The organism is Bifidobacterium sp. M0353 (assembly GCF_016100645.1).
GTDB lineage: Bacteria > Actinomycetota > Actinomycetes > Actinomycetales > Bifidobacteriaceae > Bombiscardovia > Bombiscardovia choladohabitans.
In genome coordinates, this window is record NZ_JACFSB010000001.1 from 1,273,967 (window position 1) to 1,295,514 (window position 21,548).

The following is a 21,548-nucleotide window of genomic DNA, read 5'->3' on the forward strand; positions in this document are numbered from 1 at the left end:
CTTGTTCAGCTCGGGGCGACAGCTGAGAATGGACGGAGGCATACACATGAAAGGGGTCGGCCCATCAAGGACCGACCCCCTAGGCTGGCATTCAACTTGCGCCGGGTCATACCTTTCGGCGCCTTCCTTTGACCTTCGGCAATCCCGGAGAACCCTACTCCAGTTCCAGAGCTCCGGTGTAGAGCTGGTAGTACTCGCCATGTTTGGCTATCAGCTCATCGTGATTGCCGCGCTCGATGATTCGCCCATGGTCCAGGACCATGATCACATCGGAGTTGCGAACCGTGGAGAGCCTATGGGCGATGACGAAGACCGTCCTGCCGCGCATCAGTGCGTCCATGCCCTGCTGGACCACCTCCTCGGTTCGGGTGTCGATTGAGGAAGTGGCTTCGTCCAAAATCATGGCCGGAGGATCCGCCACAGCCGCCCTGGCGATGGAAATCAGTTGGCGCTGACCCTGGGACAATCCGCTTCCATCACCTTCAAGAACGGTCTGGTAACCCTGGGGAAGCATGCGGATGAAGCTGTCGGCGTTGGTCATCCTGGCAGCTTCGATGCACTCCTCGTCCGTGGCGTCCAGTCGCCCATAGCGGATGTTGTCCAGGACGGTGCCCGTGAAGAGGTTGACATCCTGAAGGACGATGCCCAGGGAGCGGCGGAGGTCAGGCTTGCGGATATTCCTCACATCGATCCCGTCATAGAGGATCTGCCCCTGCTGGATGTCGTAGAAACGGTTGATCAGGTTGGTGATCGTGGTCTTGCCGGCACCTGTGGCACCGACCAGCGCCACCTTCTGCCCGGGCTTGGCGAACCAGGTGATATCGTGCAGGACAGGCTTGCTCGGGTCGTATCCGAAGCTGACGTCGGTGAATCGCACATCCCCCTGGAGGAGGGTGTATCTCCCGTCAGGGGAGGTGATGGCCTGATCCTTGGCCTTCAGGGCCACATCACGGGCATCGCCGGGAAGCTTCATGGCGGCCTCCAACGAGCGCCTGCCGTCGTCATCCGCCTCGCGCTTCCAGGCCCAGTGCCCTGTTTCGTGATCGACGGGGGTCATGGTCCGTCCGTCCGAGGCCAGTTCGACACTGACCAATCTGACCGTACCCTGGTCGGACTCGGCAGGCTGGTCCATCAGGTCGAAGATCCGGGAGGCGCCGGCCAGGGCCATCATGACCATGTTGAATTGCATGGAGACCTGGCCGATGGGGTTGATGAAGGAGCGGGAAAGGGTAAGGAGGGAGACGATGGTTCCCAGGGTCAGCGGCCCCGCCCCGGTCAGTCCTACATTGCCCATGCCCGCAATGCCGGCCAGCCCACCGACGATGGCCAGGATGACATAGAGCAGGTAGCCCATGTTGCCCACGACCGGCATGGTGACGTTGCCGTAGGTGTTGGCCTGGGCCGAGGCCTGGAAGAGCTCCTCGTTCCTCTCCGCGAAGACCTTGGCGGTGGCATCCTCATGGTTGAAGACCTTGACGACCTTCTGCCCGTTGACGGCCTCTTCGACGAAGGCGTTCACCTGGCCCAGATAGCGCTGCTGGTGAACAAAGTACCGGCCGCTTCGGGTGACCAGAACCCGGACCACCACAATCAGGACCGCCGCGAAGACCAGGGTCAGGACGGTGAAGGGAATGGAGAGCCAGAGCATGGAGATCAGGGCCGCCAGAGCGGACAGGACCGAGGAGACCATCTGCGGGAAGGACTGGGAGATGGCCTGCCGGAGGGTATCTGTGTCGTTGGTGTAGCGGCTCATGGTGTCGCCGTGCTCATGGGTGTCGAAGAAGCCGATGGGCAGTTCCTGCTGGTGGGCGAACATCTGGTCGCGGATCGTCTTCAGGGTGCCCTGCTCGACCTTGACGATCAGCCAGTTCCAGAACCAGGAGCAGAAGGTCCCCACCGCATAAAGGCAACCCATCAGAATCAGGGTTCTCATCAGCGGTCCCCAGTCAGGGTCGGCTGCCCCGACCAGCGGCAGGATGTAGTTGTCGATAAGCGGCTGGAGGAAGAAGGCCGATGCCGCCTGGGCCCCGGCGCTGATGATGATGCAGACAACTATTACCGCCAGCTGCCAGCGGTAGGCCAGCAAGTAGCTCAGGATGCGACGGGTCGTTCCCGGCGCGGCCTTGTCCAGGCGGGGCTTGCGGTCCTTGAATGATCCGTCACTCATGGTCCTTGTCCTCCTCGCTCTGGTTCCTGGTCTGTGACTCGTAGATGGATCGGTACTCCTGACATGTTCGCAGAAGCTCCTGGTGGGTGCCCTTGTCGAGAATCCTGCCCTCTTCCAGGACCACGATCATGTCGGCATCCTCTACAGAGGCTAGACGCTGGGAGATGATGATCTTGGTGGTGTCGGGAATCTCCTGACTGAAGGCCCGGCGGATCAGCTGGTCGGTCTTGGTGTCCACGGCGCTGGTCGAGTCATCCAGAATCAGGATGTCAGGCTTCTTCAGAAGGGCCCGTGCTATGCACAGACGCTGTCGCTGGCCGCCGGAGAGGTTGGTGCCGCCCTCGTCCAGGTAGGTCTGATACCCGTCAGGAAACTCCCGCACGAAATCGTCGGCCTGGGCCAGGGTACAGGCTCGCACCAGCTCGTCGTCCGTGGCCTCAGGGTTGCCCCAGCGCAGATTCTCGGCGATGGTCCCGGTGAAGAGGACATTCTTCTGGAGCACCATGGCCACCTGATCGCGCAGGACGGTCAGGTCGTACTGACGCACATCCACCCCGCCCACCTGGAGGGACCCCTCTGTCACGTCATAGAGACGAGGAATGAGCTGAACCAGACTGGACTTGGAGGAGCCGGTCCCGCCCACGATGCCCAGGGTGGAGCCCGAGGGAACGTCCAGATTGACATGGCTCAGAACGGGGCGTTCGGACCGGTCCGAGTAGCGGAAGGTCACATCCTGGAAGCTGATGGATCCATCGGCCACCTTCATGATCGGATTGGCGGGATCATGCACGGTGCTGACCTCGTTCAGCACCTGGCAGATACGCTCGGCGGAAGCCTGGGAGATGACCACCATGACCACGATCATGGAGACCATGTTCATGGCCATCATGATCTGGATGGCATAGGTGACCAGGGCGGTCAGATCGCCCGTGGTCAGCCCCAGGGCGGCGTTGTTCCCGGAGACCACAATCTGGGAGGCGCCCATCCAGGATATGACCAGCAGAGAGGCGTAGATGCAGAAGTTCAACAGCGCCGGGTTCAGGCTCATGATCCGCTCGGCCTTGCAGAAAGCCCGGTAGATGGCCAAAGAAATCCCGTTGAATTTGCGCTCTTCGTAGTCCTCCCGGTTGTAGGACTTGACCACCCTGATGCCCTGGAGGTTCTCGTCCACCACATTGTTGAGGTGGTCGTAGGTGTGGAAGACGCGCTCGAAGATGGGGTGAACCAGCAGGGACAGGCCTATCAGCCCGAAGCCCAGGATGGGGATGGCAATCAGGAAGACCAGTGATATGGGCCTGGAGATCCTATAAGAAAAGAGCCAGGCCACGATGACCATGATCGGCGCCCTGACCCCGACCCTGATGACCATCTGATAGGCATTCTGCAGGTTGGTCACATCAGTGGTCAGCCTGGTGATGATGGATCCGGTGGAGAAGCGGTCGATGTTGGTGAAGCTGAAGGACTGCACCTTGTCGAACAGATCGCTGCGGACATTCTTGGCCAGGCCGGAAGAGGCGATGGCCGCATACCGTCCGGACATGAACCCGGAGAAAAGCGAGACGGCGGAACAGGCCAACAATATCAGCCCGAACTTGAAGATGGCCGGCATGGACCTTCCCGAGACCCCTTGGTCGATCAGGGAGGCCATGATGGTCGGAATCACAATCTCTAGAACGCTTTCAAGAAAAACGAAGGCCGGAGCCAGAAAGCTCGCCTTCCGGTATTCGCGCAGGGAGCGCAGGATGGTTCGGATGGTATGCTTCGGACGCGCTGGTTCCTGTTTTTCCGATCTGACCACGGATGCAGTAGACCCCTTCAAGTGGACCTCTTCTGTTTCTGTACTGATTTCTCTATCTTTTACGGCCAATCACCGACATGCAATACCCTCGAAAGAGGGTCTGAATGCACCTAGGCTATCATCCTGTCCGCCAGGGTTGGGCGGACGGGTGCGGATTTCCGCCCTTCACAAAAAGAAGCTGTCACGCCCCTTGGGGTCATGCAGCTTCTTTGCTCCAGTTGGTCTTGCCAGCGGGTCCTGCCTGTGTGCTCCGAACAGGCATGCGTGGCCCTGCTCATTGACCGGGATCGTTGATTGAGCCAGTGACAGACCCCTCGCCTGACAGGCTATGAATCAGCGCTTGTCCAACCGGGCGATAATCTCCTTGGAGATCTGGTCGACCTCACCCTGGCCATCCACTGCGACCAGAAGGCCACGGGACTTATAGGTGTTCAGCAGGGGGGCAGTCTCCTTGGCATAGATATCCAGACGCTTGGCGATGGCCTCGGGGGTATCGTCCGCCCGCCCCTCTTCCCTTGCCCGCTTGGCGATGCGCTGCATGAGCACGTCATGGTCGGCATCCAGGGCCACCACAGCCGTCAGCGGAGTGCCAAGCTCCTGGAGCATCTTGTCCAGCGCCTCGACCTGGGAGGCCGAACGGGGGTAGCCGTCCAGAATCCAGCCCTGGGCTGCGTCGTCCATGCCCAGGCGGTCCTTGACGATCTTGTTGGTCAGCTCGTCTGGAACCAGCTCACCCTTGTCGGTGTAGGCCTTGGCCTGCTTGCCCAGTTCGGTTCCATTCTTGAGGTTATAGCGGAAGATATCGCCGGTGGAAATGGCCGGAATCCCGTAATGCTTGCTGAGCAAGGCCGCCTGCGTGCCCTTGCCAACACCTTGAGGTCCCATGATCAACAGTCTCTGTGCCATTCCCTATCCTTTGCTCGATATTCTTTTGCTCTCAGCTCTCCGGCCCCAGACGGCCTTGGCCGTCTTAACCGCGCAGAACCCTCATTTACGTATGCTAGCGGCTACCTGGCCCAATACAGGCAGCACCCACTAAACCCATGCAAACAGTTTTCCTGACACATAAAGGCCGACCCCTGCCACCAAGGGCCGGGGCCGGACCTTCAAACTGTTTAGCCTGAAATCACTCACGGGTGTTCGGCAGAAGGGTCAGCCTTCCTTGTGCTCACCCTCCAGCAGGAAACCGGTGTACTGGAACTGCTCGGTCTGGGCCCTGGCCTGTCGCAGGGTATCCAGGCCCACACCGGCGATGATCAGGATGGTGGTGCCGCCGAAGGGCAGCTTGGAGTTGATCTTCAGCAGCATGATCAGCACCGTGGGAATCAGAGCGACGAAGAGCAGATAGATGGCGCCAACCGTGTTCAGCCGATTCATCACGTATGACAGGTACCGGCTGGTGGCCCGTCCGGCCCTGATGCCCGGAATAAAGCCGCCATACTCTTTCATGTTGTCGGCCGTCTCATCAGGGTTGAAGGTGATGGACGTGTAGAAGAAGCAGAAGAAGACAATCATGACCGAGTAGAGCACGATGTACCAGACCGAGGTCGTGTTGGCCATGTTGGCATCGATCCACTTGACCCAGCTCTGATCGGAATTGCCGAACTGGGCAATTAGGGTGGGTATAGCCAAAATCGAGGAAGCGAAGATCGGGGGAATCACGCCTGACATGTTGATCTTGAGCGGCAGATAGGTGGAGGATCCGCCGTACATCTTGCGGCCAATCATCCTACGGGTGTACTGGACGGGAATACGGCGCTGAGCCAGTTCCACGTAGTCGACCAGAATCAGAATGACCAGGAGGACGGTCACGACAATGCCGAACTTGACCCAGTCGCCGTCCTTGCCGTTGGTCCCCCAACCGATGTTCCAGAGCTGGGGCAGGAAGCCGGAGCAGATGGAGATGAAGATCAGGACGGACATGCCGTTACCGATGCCCTTGTCGGTGATCAGTTCGGCCATCCACATAATCAGACCGGTGCCGCCGGTCATGATCAGAACCATGACCCCCATATTCCACCAGGAGCTGTCAGGGATGACATGCTGTTGGCAGGCACCACCGAAGAGCGCACCCTGGTTGGCCGTAACCAGAATGGTCGTGGACTGCAGCACCGCCAAACCAATGGTCAGATACCTGGTGTACTCGGTCAACTTGGCCTCGCCTGACTGACCCTCCTTGTGCAGAGCCTCGAAGCGAGGAATGACCACGCGCAGCAGCTGTACCACGATGGATGCAGTGATGTAGGGCATGATGCCCAGTGCGAAGATGGACAGCTGCAGCAGAGCTCCGCCGGAGAACAGGTTCACCAGGCCGATGAAGTCCTCATTGCCAGCCGTGGTGATGCACTTCTGCACGGCGGGATAATCCACGCCTGGGGTAGGTATGAACGACCCGATGCGATAGATGATGATGATGCCAAGGACGAAGAAGATTTTCTTCCTCAACTCCTTGGTCTTGAAGGCCTGGATTAACGTCCTCACCTAAGTTCCCTCCCTACGCGCCCGCGCGTTGGTCCCGGTGCATCGCACCTTCTTGCTCCGACCAGCTTAGCCGATGGCTCCGTCAAACCCGACGGCAACCAGGCCGGAAACGAGTTCCGGCCCCCGCCCGCTTGGAGCGGGGAGGGCCGGAATCATCTGCCTTGCGGTCTGTCCCCTGTGAGTATCAGTCCTCGGAGACGGACCCGCCTGCGGCTTCTATCTTGCTCCTGGCCGAGGCCGAGGCCTTGACGCCTTTGAGGGTGAAAGCAGCCTTGACGTCACCATCACCCAGGACCTTGACGGGGTGGCCCTTGCGGACCGCTCCCTTGTTGACCAGATCCTCGACGGTGACCTCGCCACCCTTGGGGAAGAGCCCTTCCAGAGCACCCAGGTTGACCACCTGGTACTCCTTCTTGAAGGGGCTCCTGAATCCGCGCAGCTTGGGCAGCCGCATGTACAGGGGCAGCTGGCCGCCTTCAAAGCCCGGACGGACCTGGTAGCGGGCCTTGGTGCCCTTGGTGCCACGACCGGAGGTCTTGCCCTTGGACCCCTCGCCACGACCCACACGGATGCGGTCGCGCTTGGCGCCCGGAGCCGGACGCAGGTCATGCATCTGCAGGATGGTGGGCTCTTGCTTGTCGCTGGCCATAATCAGTCTGCCTCCTCTACGTTCACCAGGTGGCGGACCTTGTCGGCCATCCCCCGGTAGACGGGGGTGTCCTCACGCAGGACTGACTGGCCGATCTTGTGAAGGCCCAGAGACCTGACGTTCTCCTTCTGGCGGTCGGTGGCATGAGCCACGCCCTTGACCAGGGTGATCTTGATCTGCTTGGTCATCACTCACCTGCCTTCGACTGCTCGTCAGCCTTGGCCTTGGCCTCTTCGCGCTCCTTGCGCTCGTCGGCGATTCCGGCGGCACGTGCGCGCAGGAGGGAGTCGGGGGCGACCTCCTCCAGAGGCAGACCACGGCGTGCCGCGATCTCCTCGGGCTCCTCCAGCTGCTTCAGGGCAGCTACAGTGGCCCGTACCATGTTGACGGCGGTGGCCGATCCCATGGACTTGCTCAGGATGTCGGTGATGCCGGCGCACTCCAGGACGGCGCGGACCGGACCACCGGCGATAACGCCGGTGCCGGGGGCTGCAGGCCTCAGGAGAACCGTGCCGGCCGCGTCGTGGCCGATCACCGGGTGGGTGACGGTGCCGCGGATGCGGGGGACGGTGAACATATGCTTCTTGGCATCCAGCTGGCCCTTGGAGATGGCTGCGGGGACCTCACGGGACTTGCCGTAGCCGACGCCCACGGTGCCCTTGCCATCGCCCACGACCACCAGAGCCGCGAAGCTGAAGGTACGGCCTCCCTTGTGGACCTTGGAGACTCGGTTGATGGTCACGACCCTGTCGAGCATGTCGTCACGCTCGTCGCGGTCACGACGACCACGACGGCCATCCCTGCGGCCGTCACGGGAACCGCCCCGACGACCGCCGCGGCGATCATCGTTCCGGTCGTTCCGGTCCCTTCTGCCACCCTGGCTGGACTGAGCGTTTGTGGAATCTTCAGTCACCTGGGTTGTTTCCTTTGTCGTTTCGTTGTCGCTCACAGTGCCAAACCTCCCTCACGGGCGCCTTCCGCAACCGCTGCGACCCTTCCGTGGTACTTGTTGCCACCACGGTCGAAGACCACGGTGGTGATGCCGGCCTTCTTGGCCTTGGCCGCAATCTGCTCGCCCACCTTGCGGGCAGCCTCGGTCTTGGTGCCCTTGAAGGAGCCGTAGTCCGAAGCCATGGTCGACTCGCTGACCAGGGTGACGCCCCTGGTGTCGTCGACAATCTGGGCGATCATGTTGCGGTTGGTCCGTGTGACCACCAGACGGGGACGCTCTGCCGTGCCGGAGACGCGCTTGCGCAGACGGGCATGGCGGCGCAGACGGGCGATCTTCTTGCCTTTGCCTAGTATCGAGACCGTCATATCACTTACCAGCCTTTCCAGCCTTGCGCAGGATGTGCTCGTCGGCGTACTTGATGCCCTTGCCCTTGTAGGGTTCGGGCGCACGCAGGGCGCGGATGTTGGCCGCGGCCTGGCCGACAGCCTGCTTGTCGATGCCGGAGACGACCACTTCGTTGGCGTTCGGCGTCTCGAAGGTGATGCCCTCCGGGGGGTCGACAGTGATGGTGTGCGAGTAGCCCAGCGAGAACTCCAGGGACTTGCCCTTGGCGACCACGCGGTAGCCGGTGCCGACGATCTGCAGGTGCTTGCTGTAGCCCTTGGAGACGCCTTCGACCATGGAAGCCACGATTGAGCGGCTCAGTCCATGCTTGGCCTTGGTGGTGCGGTCCTCGTCGGCGGGGGTCATGATGATCTCATTGCCCTCGACCTTGCCGGTGATGCCCTCAGGCAGCGTGTATCCGTCCGAGCCCTTGGGGCCCTTGGCGGTGAATTCCTGGCCCTTGAAGGCCACCTCCACACCTGCCGGAACGGCGATGGGGAGCTTACCAATATGCGATGCCATGTTCAGCTCTCCTTTCTCACCATACGTAGGCGACGATTTCGCCGCCGATGCCCCTGTCGAGGCATTCCTTCTGGGTCATCAGTCCCGAGCTGGTCGAGATGATGGCGATTCCCAGCCCGCCCAGGGGCATGGGCAGGGAATCCGACTTGGCGTACCGGCGCAGACCGGGCTTGGAGACGCGCTTGATTCCCTGGATGGACTGGCGTCCATCGGGACCGTACTTGAGCGTGATCTCCAGATCCTGCCCGACGCGCGCTTCCTTGGCGCGGTAATCGGCGATGAAACCTTCGCGCTTGAGGATCTGCGCGATGTTCGCCTTGAACTTGGAGTACGGCATATCGACTGTTTCATGCTTGGCCGCACTCGCATTACGCAGACGTGTCAGCATGTCTGCGATGGGATCTGTCATTGTCATGTGGGCTTATGCCCTTCCTCGCCGTGGTTTCCGCCGCCGGGCAGCAAACTGCCGCGACCGCGGACCTTCAGCGTCGATCTTTACCAACTGGACTTCGTCACACCCGGCAGCTCGCCGCGATGGGCCTTCTCGCGAAGGCAGATGCGGCACAGGCCGAACTTGCGATAGACGGAATGGGGACGACCGCAGACCTGGCAGCGCGTGTATCCACGCACCTTGAACTTCGGCTTGCGTGCCGCCTTGTTTCTCAGAGCGGTTTTTGCCATATCAGTTCTCCTTGAAGGGGAAGCCCAGCTGCTTGAGCAGCGCCCGGGCCTCCTGATCGTTCTTGGTGGAGGTCACCACGGTGATATCCATACCACGCTGGTGATCGATCTGATCGGGATCGATCTCGTGGAACATGGACTGCTCCGTGAGACCGAAGTTGTAGTTGCCCTGGCCGTCGAACTGACGGTCGCTGATTCCGCGGAAGTCGCGGATACGGGGCAGAGCCAGGGTGAGCAGTCGATCCAGGAACTCCCACATACGCACGCCGCGCAGGGTGGCGAAAGCTCCGATGGCCTGTCCCTCACGCAGGTGGAACTGCGCCACGGACTTCTTGGCCTTGGTGATCTTGGGCTTCTGGCCGGTGATGGCCGTCAGGTCCTTGACCGCGCCCTCGATCAGCTTGGAGTCACGTGCCGCGGCCCCCACGCCCATGGAGACCACGACCTTCTCGATCCTGGGCACCTGCATGGGGTTGGAGAACTTGAACTCCTTCTCCAGCTCGGGCACGATGCTCTCACGGTACTGCTGCAGCAAACGAGGGACTGCCGGTGCTTCAACGGTGGTATCGCTCATGACAGCTCCTTGCCTGACTTCTTGGCGAAGCGGGTGCGCACGACCTTGACCTTGCCGTCACGCGCCTCCTCCTTGATGTTCACGCCGATGCGGGTCGGCTTCTTGGTCTCCGGGTCGATGACCATCACGTTGGAGCGATGGATGGGCGCCTCGGTCGGGACGATGCCCGACTCCTGACCCTGCTGGGTGGCCCGCACATGCTTCTTGACAATCTGGATACCCTCGACGATCAGGCGGTCATTGGGCAGAATCCGCAGAACCTTGCCCTCCTTGCCGCGATCCTTGCCGCGGATGACCTTGACCTGGTCGCCTGTCTTGATCTTGGCTACCACTTCAGATCACCTCCGGTGCCAGGGACACGATCTTCATGAAGCGCTTGTCGCGCAGCTCACGACCGACCGGTCCGAAGATACGAGTGCCGCGGGGCTCACGACCGGTGCCGAGGATGACCGCCGCGTTCTCGTCGAACTTGATGTAGGAGCCGTCGTGACGACGATGCTCCTTGACCGTACGGACGACGACCGCCTTGACGACCTCGCCCTTCTTGACCGACCCGCCGGGAATGGCATCCTTGACGGTGGCGACGATCACGTCGCCAATGCCGGCATAGCGTCGCTTCGACCCGCCGAGCACGCGGATGGCCAGGATCTCCTTGGCACCCGTGTTGTCGGCGACCTGAAGCCGCGATTCCTGCTGAATCATTGATTCTCCTTAGCCGCGCTGGTTCTCCGCAGACACCCCGCACCAGGCGGGATGAAATGCGGAGCCTGGCCGAACTTGTTACTTGGCGCGCTCGACGATGGAGTCGAGACGCCAGCGCTTGGTCTTGCTCAGAGGACGGGTCTCCATGATACTCACGAAGTCGCCCACATGGGCCTCGTTCTTCTCATCATGGGCCTTGACCTTGCGGTTGCTGCGGACGACCTTGCCGTACAGGGGGTGGGTCGAACGCTGCTCCAGCTCAACGGTGATGGTCTTGTCCATCTTGTCGGACACGACGTAGCCGCTGCGAACCTTGCGGAAGTTGCGCTCCTGCTTGTCAGCCATGCTTACTTCTCCTCAGCTTTGCTCTCGGCCTTTGCTTCGGCGGGCTCCTGGCTGATGCCCAGCTCGCGCTCACGCAGGACGGTGTACATCCTGGCGATGTCGTGCTTGACGGCCTTGAGGCGGGAGGTGTTCTCCAGCTGACCGGTGGCCGACTGGAAGCGCAGGTTGAACAGCTCTTCCTTGGACTTCTTCAGGAAATCCTCGATCTCTGCATTGGTCTTTTCATTCAGATTCTTGATGGAATACTCGGCTGTTCCGACTGACATCAGATGTCACCGCCTTCACGTGCAATAATCCGGCACTTCATGGGAAGCTTGTCAGTAGCGCGACGAAGGGCCTCGCGGGCCACATCCTCGCTCACGCCGCCGATCTCGAAGAGCACCCGGCCGGGACGGACGTTGGCCACCCAAAACTCGGGTGCACCCTTGCCGGAACCCATTCGGGATCCCAGGGCATGCTTGGTCAGGGGGCGATCCGGGAAGACCGTGATCCAGACGCGGCCGCCACGCTTGATGTACCGGGTCATGGCGATACGGGCCGCCTCGATCTGCCGGTTGGTCAGGTAGGCCGGAGCCAGGGCCTGGATGCCGTAATCGCCGAAAGCGATCTCGTTGCCGCCCTTGGACATGCCCGAACGACCCGGACGATGCTGCTTGCGGTATTTAGTCCTCTTTGGGATAAGCACGGCTCACTCCTTTGCTTCGGTTGCGACGGGGGCCGAAGCGGTCTGCTCCTGAGCCGCCGCCGGCGGCGCGGCCACACCGCTGTTCTGCTTGGCTGCATCCTGCTCGCGGCGGGTGCGTCCCTCGGAGGGACGGACGCCACGACGGGGACGACGATCGCCGCGCCGACCGGGCCGGTTGTTCTGCTGAGCCTGCTGCTCCTCGAACTGACGCTCGGTCATGTCGCCCTTGTAGATCCAGACCTTGACGCCAATGCGGCCGTAGGTGGTCCTGGCCTCGAAGAAGCCGTAGTCGATCAGGGCGCGCAGAGTCTGCAGGGGCACACGGCCCTCACGGTAGAACTCCGAGCGGCTCATCTCGGCTCCACCCAGACGACCGGACAGCTTGATCCTGATGCCCTTGGCACCGGCCCGCATGGCATCCTGCTGAGCCTTGCGCATGGCTCGGCGGAAGGTGACGCGGTTGGTCAGCTGCTCGGCGATGCCCTGAGCGACCAGCTGGGCATCGATGGAGGCGTTCTTGACCTCGAAGATGTTCAGCTGGACCTGCTTGCCGGTAATCTTCTCCAGCTTGGCGCGCACACGCTCGGCCTCGGCTCCGCGACGGCCGATGACGATGCCCGGCCGGGCGGTGTGGATGTCGACGCGCACACGGTCACGGGTCCGCTCGATGACGATCTTGGAGACGCCTGCGCGCTCCAGATCCTTGTTCATCTCCTTGCGGATCTTGTCGTCCTCAAGGACGAAGTCACTGTAACGCTCCCCCGCCTTGTTGGAGTCGGAGTACCACTTGCTGCGGTGCTCCTCGGTGATGCCGAGTCGGTACCCAAACGGGTTGATCTTCTGCCCCATTATCGGGCTCCTTCCTTGTCGGCCACCACGACGGTGATGTGGCTGGTCCGCTTGTTGATGCGGGCCGCACGACCCTGGGCGCGGGCACGGAACCGCTTCAGGGTGGTTCCCTCGTCCACGTAGGTCTCCCGGACCATCAGCTCGTTCTCGCGGAAGGGCTGGTTGGCCTTGTCCGCCTTGACACGAGCGTTGGCGATGGCGCTCTCCAGGCACTTGCGGACCGGAACGGCCGCGTCCTGGGGGGCGAACTTCAGAATGGTCACGGCCTCGGTCGCCTGCTTGCCTCGGATGAGGTCGACGACGCGGCGAGCCTTGCGAGGCGTCACGCGAACGTGACGTGCAATTGCCTTAGCTTCCATGTGTCTCTACTCTCCCTCGCCTCAGCGGCGTGCTTTCTTGTCGTCCTTCACGTGACCCCTGAAGGTCCGTGTGGGGGCGAATTCGCCGAGCTTGTGGCCGACCATGGCCTCGGTGACGAAGACCGGGACATGCTTGCGGCCATCGTGCACAGCGAAAGTGTGCCCGATGAAGTCCGGGGTGATCATGGAACGACGGGACCAGGTCTTGATGACGTTCTTGGTGCCCTTCTCGTTCTGCTCGTCGACTTTCTTCTGCAAGTGGGCGTCGACGAATGGGCCCTTCTTGATGCTACGAGTCATCTTTCCGACACTCCCTTACTTGCGGTTCTTACCATTTGGACGACGACGCACGATCATCTTGTTGGAGGCCTTCTTGGGCCTGCGGGTGCGGACCTCGCCCTTGCCCCAGGGAGACACTGGCGGCTTGCCGCCACGGGTGCGTCCGCCATGCGGGTGGTCGACCGGGTTCATGGATTCACCACGGGTGATGGGCCTGCGTCCCATCCAGCGTGCACGTCCCGCCTTGCCGAGCTGGACGTTGGCGTGGTCATTGTTGCCGACCTCGCCCACCGTTGCGCGGCAACGGGAATCGACATTGCGGATTTCACCGGAGGGCATACGCAGCTGGGCGTAGGCCCCGTCCTTGGCCACCAACTGGACGGCAGCACCGGCCGAGCGGGCGATCTTGGCGCCGCCCAGGGGCCGCAGCTCAATGGCGTGGACGATGGTGCCGGTGGGGATGTTGCGCAGAGGCAGGTTGTTGCCGGGCTTGATGTCGGCCTGGGGACCGGTCTCGATGACGTCACCCTGCTTGATGCCCTGCGGGGCGATGATGTAGCGCTTCTCGCCGTCTGCAAAGTGCAGAAGGGCGATGCGGGCCGAGCGGTTGGGATCGTATTCGATCTCAGCCACCTTGGCGGGCACGCCATCCTTATCCCAGCGACGGAAGTCGATGAGGCGGTACTGGCGCTTGTGTCCGCCGCCGCGGTGGCGGCTGGTGACGCGGCCATAGGAGTTGCGTCCGCCGGTCTTGCTCAGCTTGCGAACCAGCGACTTCTCGGGCTTGGAGCGCGTGATTTCGGCGAAGTCCGAAACCGAGGCGTTGCGACGGCCCGCGGTCGTCGGCTTGTATGTACGGATAGCCATAATCTAGTTCTTCCTTAACTTTTCTCGGCTAGCCTTCAGTTGTTGGTACCGAAGACATCGATCGACTGGCCCTCGGCCACCTTGACGATGGCGCGCTTCTCGGCGGCGCGACGACCCCAGCCCGTACGGGTCCGGGTCCGCTTGCCCTGCCGATTCAGGGTGTTGACCGATGTGACCTTCACGTTGAAGATCTGCTCGATGGCCTGCTTGATGGCGACCTTGTTGGCATCAGGGTCCACCACGAATGTGTACTGGCCGCGGTCCGAGTTGGCATAGCTCTTCTCGGAGACGACCGGACGCAGAATGATGTCGTGTGCTGGCTTGTGAATAGCTGCCATGAAAATCAGGCCTCCTTGACGGTCTCGGACTTGGCGCCGCCCTTGACAGCCAGGAAGGCATCGAAGCCATCCTTGCTGAAGACGACATCCTCGGCCGTGACCACATCGTAGGTGTTGAGCTGATCGGCGAAGAGGACATGAACGGTGGGCAGGTTCCTCACGGAGAGCCACTCGTTGATGTTCTCACGGGACAGCACGACAGTGGTGAATCTGTTGTCGACCAGGGGCAGCAGGGCTGCCTTGGCGGCCTTGGTGGACGGGGTCTCGCCAATGCCGAAGTCGACCACGTGCACGCGTCCAGCGTTGACCCGGTCGGACAGAACGTAGCGCAGGGCTGCGGCCTTCATCTTCTTGGGGGTGCGCTGGGAGTAGTCACGCGGCTGCGGGCCGTGGACAATAGCGCCACCAGTCCACTGGGGAGCACGGATGGAGCCCTGACGAGCGCGTCCGGTGCCCTTCTGCTTCCAAGGCTTGCGGCCGCCGCCGGAGACGGTGGACCGGGTCTTGACCGAGTGCGTGCCCTGGCGGGCTGCAGCCAGCTGGGCGACGACCACCTGGTGGATCAGCGGCACGTGCGAGCGGACATCCTCCTCGGCAATGCCGAAGATCTGCTCGGGTGCGTCCACGGTCCCGGTGTTCTTGCCCTGGGCGTCGGTGATGTTCAGAGTCAACTTAGCCATGGTTTCAGGCTCCCTTCACTGCCGAACGAACCAGGACGATGGCGCCGCGGGGCCCGGGCAGGGCACCCTTGATGGCGATGACGCCCTTCTCGGCATCTGCGGAGACGATGGTCAGATTCTGGACGGTCGAGGTGTCGTGACCCATGCGGCCGGCCATCCGCTTGCCCTTGAGGATGCGGCTGGGCGTTGCGCATGCGCCCACTGAACCGGGACGGCGCTCGTTCTTGTGCGAGCCGTGGGTGCGGCGGTAGGACTTGAAGCCCCAACGCTTGATGGTGCCGGCAAAGCCCTTGCCCTTGGTGGTGCCGGTCACGTCGACCTCGCTGCCCTCGGGCAGCAGGTCCAGGCCCAGCTCCTGGCCGGGCTGATAGCTGTCAGCATCGGCGGTGCGGACCTCGACCAGGTGACGACGCGGGGTCACTCCGGCCTTGGCGAAGTGGCCAGCCAGCGGCTTGGTCACCTTGGTGGGGTCGATCTGCCCGTAGCCGATCTGGATGGCCTGGTAGCCGTCCTTCTCCTGGTTCTTGACCGCGGTCACCACGTTGGTGGACACGTCCACCAGGGTCACCGGGACGAAGAAGCCGTTCTCGTCCCAGACCTGGGACATGCCCAGCTTGCGGCCCAGGAGAGCCTTGCGGTTCCTCTGCTCTTCAGCCATGCGGTTTCCTCCTCCCCTACAGCTTGATCTCAATGTTGACGTCCGCCGGCAGATCGATGTGCATCAGCGAATCCACGGCCTTGGGCGTGGGATCCACGATGTCGATCAGGCGCTTGTGGGTGCGCATCTCGAAGTGCTCGCGGGAGTCCTTGTACTTATGAGGAGAACGGATGACGACATACACGTTCTTCTCAGTCGGCAGCGGAACGGGGCCAACCACAGTTGCGCCCGCGTTCGTCACCGTCTCGACGATCTTCTTCGCCGATTGGTCGATGACCTCATGGTCATAGGACTTTAGCCTGATGCGGATTTTCTGTCCCGCCATTGCCGTCCGCCCTTTCTAGCGATCTATGAACTGATTACCCAGTCTGTTTCGAGGGCACGGAACGACGGCCACAGGAGACATTCCTCCCGACAGGCCTCAGCCGGATCCATGCGCAGCCGTGGAAAATCCCGTGGGGATGGGACTCCTCGCTGCACCCGCTATTGTGATTGACAAAATGCGAGCCCAAAACAGGCAACTTTCTTATTAAAGCACGAGGGTTCCCCTAGAAGAATCCGGGCGTGTCGCGCCGCTCCCAGGGGAACCCTCGGCTCAATTCCGGTCCTGTCAGGCCCGCTGGGAGGCCTCCTGGACCACATCCTCGCCCTGGCGGGCAACCCTCATCCGGTGGCCCTCCTCCTGGCTGACCCCATAGTAGGCGGCCACAGCTATGTCCTTCATGTCCTCAATCAGCGGAATGCGGGGGTTTGCCGGCGTACACTGGTCCTCATAGGCCCGCATGCCGATTTGATCCAAGGACTGCCAGTAGAGGTCCTCGTCCACTCCGGCTGCCTGGAAGGAGGCATCCATGCCCAGGCGCTCGTCCCTGTAGGATTCCACGGCACGTGCCAAGAGCTCCACACCCTCCTCGGGAGTAGCGGATTCGATGCCCAGCACGTGGGCCATCTGTCTGTAGCGCTCCGGGGCCACATACTCGCTGTACTTGGGCCAGCTGGTCGGCTCGTCCGGGATCCGCCCGTTGTAGCGGATCACATAGGGCAGGAGGATGGAGTTGGCCCGCCCATGGGCCACATGGCAGAGGGCTCCGATGGTATGCGCCATGCCGTGGCACATGCCCAGGAAGGCCGAGCCGAAGGCCATGCCAGCCATGGTCGCCGCATTGTGCATCTTCTCCTGGGCCCGCACCTTGGCCTCGCCGCCGGCGGTGCCCACGGCAGACTCCAGGTTGTCCCAGATCAGCTTGGCGGCGTGCAGGGCCATGGCGTCCGTGTAGTCATTGGCATAGACCGAAACGAAGGCCTCCATGCAGTGGGTCAGGGCATCGAAGCCCGAGTCACAGGCCAGCCTCTTGGGCTGGGTGCGGGCCAGTACCGGATCCACGATGGCCACGCTGGGGGTCAGGGCGTAGTCGGTGATGGGGTACTTGTATCCGGTCTTATGGTCGGTGATGACCGCGAATGGGGTGACCTCCGAACCCGTGCCCGAAGAGGTGGGAATGCAGACTAGCCTGGCCTTGGTGCCCAGGGGCGGAATCTTGAAGGCCCGCTTGCGGATGTCGAAGAACTTCTCCCGAACATCGGCGAAGGAGATCTCCGGATGCTCATAGAGCAGCCACATGATCTTGGCCGCATCCATGGGGCTGCCGCCTCCCACGGCGATGATGGTGTCGGGACCGAACTCATCGCGCATCATGGCCGCGCCACGCTCCACCGTCTCGACGCTGGGCTCCGGCTCTACGTAGTCGATGATGCGGAAGGTGACGGGCTGGGACCTGGCCCGCAGCTGATCGATGATCTTGTCGACGATCCCCAGCTGCTCCATGACCTTGTCGCAGACGATGACGGCCCGGCGGATGCCGAACATGTCGCGCAGGTAGCGGACGGAGTTGGGCTCGAAGTAGGTCTTGGGGGGCACCTTGAACCACTGCATGTTGTTGTTCCTCCGCGCGATCCGCTTGATATTGATCAGATTGACCGCCTGGACGTTGCCAGAGACCGAGTTGCCGCCGTAGGAGCCGCAACCCAGGGTCAGGGAGGGGGCGATGGCATTGTAGATGTCGCCGATGCCGCCCAGGGAGCTGGGCTGGTTCCAGACGATCCGGCAGGCATGCATGCGCTGTCCATACTCACGCACCAGCCTCTCATCGTCGGTGTGGATGGCCGCCGTATGTCCGGCACCATAACGCAGCATCTGCTGGCAGAGGGTGAAGCCCTCCTCCTTGTTGCTGGCCTTGAGCACGGCCTGAACCGGTGCCAGTTTCTCCAGGGTCAGGGGTTCCATGGGGCCGACCTGGTCGCATTGGGCGGCCAGAATGGTCACATCCTCGGGTATCTTGAAGCCGGCCCGGCGGGCGATGAACTGGGGGGACTTGCCCGGAACCTCGGAGTTGAGCCTGGGAGCGGGCGCATCGGCACCGGCATGGGCCCGCACGCCGAACATGTACTCCTCCAGCTTGACCTTCTCCCCGGGGTTGACGAAGTAAGCCTTGCGCCTCTTCATCTCCTCGATCACCCGGCCATACACATCCTGATGGGCGATGATGGCCTGCTCTGTAGCGCAGATCATGCCGTAGTCAAAATGCTTGGACAGGATCAGGTCGTTGACGGCCCGGGGCACGTTGACCCTGCGGTCCACATATGCCGGGGCATTGCCGGCACCTACGCCCAATGCCGGCTTGCCCGAGGAATAGGCGGCCTTGACCATGCCGGTGCCCCCGGTGGCCAGAATGGTGGCTACCCCGGGGTGCTGCATGAGGGCCCCGGTGGCTTCGACCGAGGGGTGCTCGATCCACTGGATGCAATCGCGCGGAGCGCCCGCCTCGACGGCTGCGTCGCGGACGATCCGGGCCGCCTCCACCGAGCAGCGCTGTGCGTAGGGGTGGAATCCGAAGACGATGGGACAACGGGTCTTCAGGGCCAGCAGCGATTTGAAGATGGCTGTCGAGGTGGGGTTGGTCACCGGGGTCACGCCGGCTACAACTCCCACCGGCTCGGCCACCTCGATGATGCCGTCCACGTCGTTCTCGCTGATGATGCCCACGGTGCGCTGCCTGGCCAGGTAATTGGTCACATGCTCGCAGGCAAAGATGTTCTTGGTGGCCTTGTCCTCCACCAGGCCGCGCCCGGTCTCCTCCACGGCCATCTGCGCCAGGGGCAAGTGCTTGTTCAGGGCCGCGATCGAGGCCTTGGCCACGATCCGATCCACCTGTTCCTGGTCGAGCTCCTCAAAGGCACGTAAAGCCGACTGCGCACGGACGACCAGGTCATCCACCTCCCTGCGTGCCTGCTCACTGCTGTCGGCCCGAGCGCCTTCCCTGCCAGCTGCCGGCTCCTTCACTTGATGCTCATGCTTCTGCTTCTGCGTTCCAGCCAAGATATTGGCCCTCCTCATGTTCCGCGGATGCCGATGAGGGCCGGCAGAAAGTCTCAGACGGTCCCAGACCGTACCGGTCCACGAAAGACATCCGTCATAACGTGACGAAAATCACAATATAGACCAGAGGGGGCACCATTGAGCCCCAGGATGAGCGAACGTTCGCTTGACGCGTGTCGTGTGGGAATTCGTGGCTTTCCTGGTCATTTTCCGCACCGCAACGTGCGTTTTGGCGTTCGCTTCAGACTGGGCCGTCCAGTCATGAATCCGGGCATGAAAAAATCCCCGAGGTCCGTGAGGACCTTGGGGATGGAAGAAGCTGCGAACGTCAGCGCTTGGAGAACTGAGGAGCGCGGCGGGCCTTGTGCAGACCGGCCTTCTTGCGCTCCACCACGCGGGCGTCACGGGTCAGGAACCCGGCCTTCTTCAGGGCAGGACGGTTGGCGTCCCGATCGATGGCGTTCAGGGCGCGTGCAACGCCCAGACGGACTGCGCCGGCCTGGCCGGTCACGCCGCCGCCCTCGACGCGCACAACCACGTCGAACTTGTTCTCGAGCTTCAGCAGCACGATGGGCGAGTTGACCTCGCGCTGGTGCAGCTTGCTGGGGAAGTACTCCTCCAGGGTGTGCCCGTTGATGCTCCACTTGCCGGAGCCCGGGATCAGACGGACACGAGCGACTGCCTCCTTGCGGCGGCCGGTGCCATAGCCCGGCTCGATTGCGGAGGTGCCGGTGCCTGCACCGGCGTTGGTCTCGGAAGTGTAGGAAGCGCTGGTCTCCTCGGCCTCAAGAACCGCGGAGCTGTTGTTGTTGTCAGCCATGGTGATTATCTCCTCTGGTCCTACTTGGCCTGCTGGGCGACCTGATGGATCTTGTACTCAATGGGCTGCTGCGAGGTGTGAGGATGCTCCTCGCCTGCGAAGACGCGCAGCCTGGTCAGCTGGACCTTGGCCAGCTTGTTCTTGGGCAGCATGCCCTTGACCGCCGTCATGATGATGCGCTCGGGGTTGTGCTCCATCAACTGCCCGTAGGAGTCGCGGCGCAGACCGCCGGGACGGCCGGAGTGGGTGTAGAGCACCTTGTCGCTCTTGTTGCCCGTCAGCACCATCTTGGACGCGTTGATGACGATGACGTTGTTGCCGGAGTCGGCATAGGGCGCATAGGTGGGCTTGTTCTTGCCGCGCAGCAGATCGGCCACCTGGGATGCCAGACGTCCCAGCACCACACCGGAGGCGTCGACGATATACCAGTCATGTGTCAGATCGGCTGGTTTCGGGGTGAAAGTCTTCACGATTCAACCTTTTCCTTGCATTGTGTTTCGGGCTCTCCGCGCCGCATGCTGCCATGCCGGCCGAAAGCCGTGTATTCCGTGGGCTCCCTTAAAGTCCTAGACGGCGAGTGGGAAAAGCGCTTTGAGGACCCCTTAGGGAAACACAACAATCCATTATTGTAACGCCTGAGTGCCGTTCGTCAAAATTCGCGTCGGCCCCGGTCTCAGCGGGAGGCTGCTGCCCGTGCCACCTGCCCGTCCGGGTCCTTGCGCAGGGCATCAAGGGTGGCCTGCCCGGTGTTGGGATTCAGGGCCACGGCCCGGCGCACCATGGCAGCCAGCACATGGGGGGCATCCCGCTCATCGCGAGTGCCCAGCGCCCCCAGGAAGTCCAGGGTGTCAGCGTCGGTGCGCTCGTCCTGGGCGCCCTCCAGGCGCATCTTCCAGGATGTCATGGGGTTGGTCAGCGCAGCAGCCCTGACTCCGGCATCCTCGTCCTTGGTGAGCAGACCGGCCAGCCAGTTTTTGTCGTCCTTGTTGGCGGCCACCGCCCGACGGACCTCCGTGCTGGAATCCTGGGAGAGCCTGACCAGGATATTGGGGAAGGGCATGGTCTTCGCCAGGTAGATCCTGTCCTCCACCGGCGTGTGCTCGTTGCCGGCCACGGCTTCCAGCAGTGCCGTAAAGCGGGAGAAGGCGGCCTGATCGGACTTGTCGGGCAGGGGACTGCGGGCGAATTCGTGCAGCTCGGCCGTATCCGTGGAGTGCCTGAGCCTTTCGTAGAAAACGGTCAGGGCCTCGTGGGGCTTGCCGGTTGACGGTGATTCGGTTTCCGGTGGGTCCTGGGGATTGGTCATGCAGCCAGCTTAGGTCGTCTCCGTGATAACGGACTCGGCCAGGGATCCGATCCCCTCTAGCATGGAGATGACGAGG

29 protein-coding genes are annotated in these 21,548 nt (G+C 62.2%); all 29 read right to left on the minus strand.

Going from position 1 to position 21,548, the window contains the following annotated elements:
* Positions 1 to 154 precede the first annotated feature (154 nt).
* The 29 genes from H3V04_RS05315 to H3V04_RS05455 all read right to left on the minus strand — a co-directional run bounded on the left by H3V04_RS05315 (position 155) and on the right by H3V04_RS05455 (position 21,472).
* Positions 155 to 2,167 (minus strand): ABC transporter ATP-binding protein, encoded by a 2,013-nt coding sequence (locus tag H3V04_RS05315; protein WP_198187445.1) that lies wholly within the window; start codon positions 2,165 to 2,167, stop codon positions 155 to 157.
* Complete coding sequence (locus H3V04_RS05320; protein WP_373564672.1) at positions 2,160 to 3,965, minus strand: ABC transporter ATP-binding protein; 1,806 nt, start codon at positions 3,963 to 3,965, stop codon at positions 2,160 to 2,162. The genes H3V04_RS05315 and H3V04_RS05320 overlap by 8 nt, the downstream gene beginning before the upstream one ends.
* 333 nt (positions 3,966 to 4,298) lie before the next feature.
* Complete coding sequence (locus H3V04_RS05325) at positions 4,299 to 4,871, minus strand: adenylate kinase (protein ID WP_198177320.1); 573 nt, start codon at positions 4,869 to 4,871, stop codon at positions 4,299 to 4,301.
* Between the two features lie 246 nt (positions 4,872 to 5,117).
* Complete coding sequence (gene secY / locus H3V04_RS05330; protein ID WP_198177319.1) at positions 5,118 to 6,446, minus strand: preprotein translocase subunit SecY; 1,329 nt, start codon at positions 6,444 to 6,446, stop codon at positions 5,118 to 5,120.
* Positions 6,447 to 6,630: 184 nt separating this feature from the next.
* Complete coding sequence (rplO, locus tag H3V04_RS05335) at positions 6,631 to 7,095, minus strand: 50S ribosomal protein L15 (RefSeq protein WP_045935711.1); 465 nt, start codon at positions 7,093 to 7,095, stop codon at positions 6,631 to 6,633.
* A 2-nt stretch (positions 7,096 to 7,097) separates the two neighbouring features.
* Positions 7,098 to 7,283 carry a 50S ribosomal protein L30 gene (gene rpmD, locus H3V04_RS05340; protein WP_015022341.1) on the minus strand — a complete coding sequence of 62 codons (186 nt, stop codon included), beginning with the start codon at positions 7,281 to 7,283 and terminating at the stop codon, positions 7,098 to 7,100.
* Positions 7,283 to 8,044 (minus strand): 30S ribosomal protein S5, encoded by a 762-nt coding sequence (rpsE, locus tag H3V04_RS05345; protein WP_024626785.1) that lies wholly within the window; start codon positions 8,042 to 8,044, stop codon positions 7,283 to 7,285. Before rpsE ends, rpmD begins: the two co-directional genes overlap by 1 nt.
* A complete protein-coding gene (gene rplR / locus H3V04_RS05350) occupies positions 8,041 to 8,412 on the minus strand; it encodes a 50S ribosomal protein L18 (protein ID WP_029678064.1) in 372 nt (123 codons plus the stop codon). The genes rpsE and rplR overlap by 4 nt, the downstream gene beginning before the upstream one ends.
* A 1-nt stretch (position 8,413) precedes the next feature.
* A complete protein-coding gene (rplF, locus tag H3V04_RS05355) occupies positions 8,414 to 8,953 on the minus strand; it encodes a 50S ribosomal protein L6 (protein WP_015022344.1) in 540 nt (179 codons plus the stop codon).
* A 16-nt stretch (positions 8,954 to 8,969) separates the two neighbouring features.
* On the minus strand, positions 8,970 to 9,368 hold the full coding sequence (gene rpsH / locus H3V04_RS05360; protein WP_024626787.1) for a 30S ribosomal protein S8: 399 nt from the start codon (positions 9,366 to 9,368) through the stop codon (positions 8,970 to 8,972).
* Positions 9,369 to 9,448: 80 nt separating this feature from the next.
* Positions 9,449 to 9,634, minus strand: coding sequence for a type Z 30S ribosomal protein S14 (locus H3V04_RS05365; protein WP_015022346.1), 186 nt, complete (start codon positions 9,632 to 9,634; stop codon positions 9,449 to 9,451).
* Position 9,635: 1 nt separating this feature from the next.
* The gene (gene rplE, locus H3V04_RS05370) at positions 9,636 to 10,208 is read right to left on the minus strand and encodes a 50S ribosomal protein L5 (RefSeq protein WP_024626788.1); all 573 of its coding nucleotides are present in this window, start codon (positions 10,206 to 10,208) and stop codon (positions 9,636 to 9,638) included.
* Positions 10,205 to 10,540, minus strand: a complete 336-nt coding sequence (gene rplX / locus H3V04_RS05375) for a 50S ribosomal protein L24 (RefSeq protein WP_015022348.1) — start codon at positions 10,538 to 10,540, stop codon at positions 10,205 to 10,207. Before rplX ends, rplE begins: the two co-directional genes overlap by 4 nt.
* Position 10,541: 1 nt before the next feature.
* Complete coding sequence (rplN, locus tag H3V04_RS05380) at positions 10,542 to 10,910, minus strand: 50S ribosomal protein L14 (RefSeq protein ID WP_015022349.1); 369 nt, start codon at positions 10,908 to 10,910, stop codon at positions 10,542 to 10,544.
* A gap of 78 nt (positions 10,911 to 10,988) precedes the next feature.
* Positions 10,989 to 11,255, minus strand: coding sequence for a 30S ribosomal protein S17 (gene rpsQ / locus H3V04_RS05385; protein WP_015022350.1), 267 nt, complete (start codon positions 11,253 to 11,255; stop codon positions 10,989 to 10,991).
* 2 nt (positions 11,256 to 11,257) lie between these two features.
* Entirely contained in the window at positions 11,258 to 11,521 is a 264-nt protein-coding gene (gene rpmC, locus H3V04_RS05390) for a 50S ribosomal protein L29 (RefSeq protein WP_015022351.1), read from the minus strand.
* On the minus strand, positions 11,521 to 11,940 hold the full coding sequence (rplP, locus tag H3V04_RS05395) for a 50S ribosomal protein L16 (RefSeq protein WP_015022352.1): 420 nt from the start codon (positions 11,938 to 11,940) through the stop codon (positions 11,521 to 11,523). The genes rpmC and rplP overlap by 1 nt, the downstream gene beginning before the upstream one ends.
* A 3-nt stretch (positions 11,941 to 11,943) precedes the next feature.
* Positions 11,944 to 12,789 (minus strand): 30S ribosomal protein S3, encoded by an 846-nt coding sequence (gene rpsC / locus H3V04_RS05400; protein WP_029678066.1) that lies wholly within the window; start codon positions 12,787 to 12,789, stop codon positions 11,944 to 11,946.
* A complete protein-coding gene (rplV, locus tag H3V04_RS05405; protein ID WP_024626790.1) occupies positions 12,789 to 13,148 on the minus strand; it encodes a 50S ribosomal protein L22 in 360 nt (119 codons plus the stop codon). Before rplV ends, rpsC begins: the two co-directional genes overlap by 1 nt.
* Before the next feature lie 21 nt (positions 13,149 to 13,169).
* Complete coding sequence (rpsS, locus tag H3V04_RS05410; protein ID WP_015022355.1) at positions 13,170 to 13,448, minus strand: 30S ribosomal protein S19; 279 nt, start codon at positions 13,446 to 13,448, stop codon at positions 13,170 to 13,172.
* Between the two features lie 15 nt (positions 13,449 to 13,463).
* The gene (gene rplB / locus H3V04_RS05415) at positions 13,464 to 14,294 is read right to left on the minus strand and encodes a 50S ribosomal protein L2 (protein WP_015022356.1); all 831 of its coding nucleotides are present in this window, start codon (positions 14,292 to 14,294) and stop codon (positions 13,464 to 13,466) included.
* Positions 14,295 to 14,329: 35 nt separating this feature from the next.
* Positions 14,330 to 14,632 (minus strand): 50S ribosomal protein L23, encoded by a 303-nt coding sequence (gene rplW / locus H3V04_RS05420; protein WP_015022357.1) that lies wholly within the window; start codon positions 14,630 to 14,632, stop codon positions 14,330 to 14,332.
* 5 nt (positions 14,633 to 14,637) lie between these two features.
* A complete protein-coding gene (rplD, locus tag H3V04_RS05425) occupies positions 14,638 to 15,312 on the minus strand; it encodes a 50S ribosomal protein L4 (protein WP_015022358.1) in 675 nt (224 codons plus the stop codon).
* Between the two features lie 4 nt (positions 15,313 to 15,316).
* Complete coding sequence (rplC, locus tag H3V04_RS05430; protein WP_015022359.1) at positions 15,317 to 15,970, minus strand: 50S ribosomal protein L3; 654 nt, start codon at positions 15,968 to 15,970, stop codon at positions 15,317 to 15,319.
* A 16-nt stretch (positions 15,971 to 15,986) separates the two neighbouring features.
* Positions 15,987 to 16,295 carry a 30S ribosomal protein S10 gene (rpsJ, locus tag H3V04_RS05435; RefSeq protein ID WP_006295278.1) on the minus strand — a complete coding sequence of 103 codons (309 nt, stop codon included), beginning with the start codon at positions 16,293 to 16,295 and terminating at the stop codon, positions 15,987 to 15,989.
* Between the two features lie 285 nt (positions 16,296 to 16,580).
* Positions 16,581 to 19,346 (minus strand): bifunctional acetaldehyde-CoA/alcohol dehydrogenase, encoded by a 2,766-nt coding sequence (gene adhE, locus H3V04_RS05440; protein ID WP_232342472.1) that lies wholly within the window; start codon positions 19,344 to 19,346, stop codon positions 16,581 to 16,583.
* A gap of 328 nt (positions 19,347 to 19,674) precedes the next feature.
* A complete protein-coding gene (gene rpsI / locus H3V04_RS05445) occupies positions 19,675 to 20,166 on the minus strand; it encodes a 30S ribosomal protein S9 (RefSeq protein ID WP_015022361.1) in 492 nt (163 codons plus the stop codon).
* Between the two features lie 20 nt (positions 20,167 to 20,186).
* Positions 20,187 to 20,636: a 50S ribosomal protein L13 gene (rplM, locus tag H3V04_RS05450; RefSeq protein WP_198180442.1), complete on the minus strand. Its 450-nt coding sequence runs from the start codon at positions 20,634 to 20,636 to the stop codon at positions 20,187 to 20,189.
* A gap of 203 nt (positions 20,637 to 20,839) precedes the next feature.
* A complete protein-coding gene (locus H3V04_RS05455; protein WP_198187448.1) occupies positions 20,840 to 21,472 on the minus strand; it encodes an AbrB family transcriptional regulator in 633 nt (210 codons plus the stop codon).
* Positions 21,473 to 21,548 lie beyond the last annotated feature (76 nt).

Excerpts from the sequence above, each read along its gene's own strand:
- H3V04_RS05365 (WP_015022346.1), bottom strand. The coding sequence starts at position 9,634 with ATGGCAAAAACCGCTCTGAGAAACAAGGCGGCACGCAAGCCGAAGTTC.
- rplW (WP_015022357.1), bottom strand. The coding sequence starts at position 14,632 with ATGGCAGCTATTCACAAGCCAGCACACGACATCATTCTGCGTCCGGTC.
- H3V04_RS05455 (WP_198187448.1), bottom strand. The coding sequence starts at position 21,472 with ATGACCAATCCCCAGGACCCACCGGAAACCGAATCACCGTCAACCGGC.
- H3V04_RS05325 (WP_198177320.1), bottom strand. The coding sequence starts at position 4,871 with ATGGCACAGAGACTGTTGATCATGGGACCTCAAGGTGTTGGCAAGGGC.
- rplC (WP_015022359.1), bottom strand. The coding sequence starts at position 15,970 with ATGGCTGAAGAGCAGAGGAACCGCAAGGCTCTCCTGGGCCGCAAGCTG.
- rplN (WP_015022349.1), bottom strand. The coding sequence starts at position 10,910 with ATGATTCAGCAGGAATCGCGGCTTCAGGTCGCCGACAACACGGGTGCC.
- rpsS (WP_015022355.1), bottom strand. The coding sequence starts at position 13,448 with ATGACTCGTAGCATCAAGAAGGGCCCATTCGTCGACGCCCACTTGCAG.
- rpsH (WP_024626787.1), bottom strand. The coding sequence starts at position 9,368 with ATGACAATGACAGATCCCATCGCAGACATGCTGACACGTCTGCGTAAT.
- rplV (WP_024626790.1), bottom strand. The coding sequence starts at position 13,148 with ATGGAAGCTAAGGCAATTGCACGTCACGTTCGCGTGACGCCTCGCAAG.
- rplO (WP_045935711.1), bottom strand. The coding sequence starts at position 7,095 with ATGGCCAGCGACAAGCAAGAGCCCACCATCCTGCAGATGCATGACCTG.
- rplE (WP_024626788.1), bottom strand. The coding sequence starts at position 10,208 with ATGAGCGATACCACCGTTGAAGCACCGGCAGTCCCTCGTTTGCTGCAG.
- rpsJ (WP_006295278.1), bottom strand. The coding sequence starts at position 16,295 with ATGGCGGGACAGAAAATCCGCATCAGGCTAAAGTCCTATGACCATGAG.
- rpsI (WP_015022361.1), bottom strand. The coding sequence starts at position 20,166 with ATGGCTGACAACAACAACAGCTCCGCGGTTCTTGAGGCCGAGGAGACC.
- H3V04_RS05315 (WP_198187445.1), bottom strand. The coding sequence starts at position 2,167 with ATGAGTGACGGATCATTCAAGGACCGCAAGCCCCGCCTGGACAAGGCC.
- rpmC (WP_015022351.1), bottom strand. The coding sequence starts at position 11,521 with ATGTCAGTCGGAACAGCCGAGTATTCCATCAAGAATCTGAATGAAAAG.
- rplB (WP_015022356.1), bottom strand. The coding sequence starts at position 14,294 with ATGGCTATCCGTACATACAAGCCGACGACCGCGGGCCGTCGCAACGCC.
- rpsC (WP_029678066.1), bottom strand. The coding sequence starts at position 12,789 with ATGGGGCAGAAGATCAACCCGTTTGGGTACCGACTCGGCATCACCGAG.
- rplD (WP_015022358.1), bottom strand. The coding sequence starts at position 15,312 with ATGGCTAAGTTGACTCTGAACATCACCGACGCCCAGGGCAAGAACACC.
- rplF (WP_015022344.1), bottom strand. The coding sequence starts at position 8,953 with ATGGCATCGCATATTGGTAAGCTCCCCATCGCCGTTCCGGCAGGTGTG.
- rplR (WP_029678064.1), bottom strand. The coding sequence starts at position 8,412 with ATGACGGTCTCGATACTAGGCAAAGGCAAGAAGATCGCCCGTCTGCGC.
- rpsQ (WP_015022350.1), bottom strand. The coding sequence starts at position 11,255 with ATGGCTGACAAGCAGGAGCGCAACTTCCGCAAGGTTCGCAGCGGCTAC.
- rpmD (WP_015022341.1), bottom strand. The coding sequence starts at position 7,283 with ATGACCAAGCAGATCAAGATCACCCTGGTCAAGGGCGTGGCTCATGCC.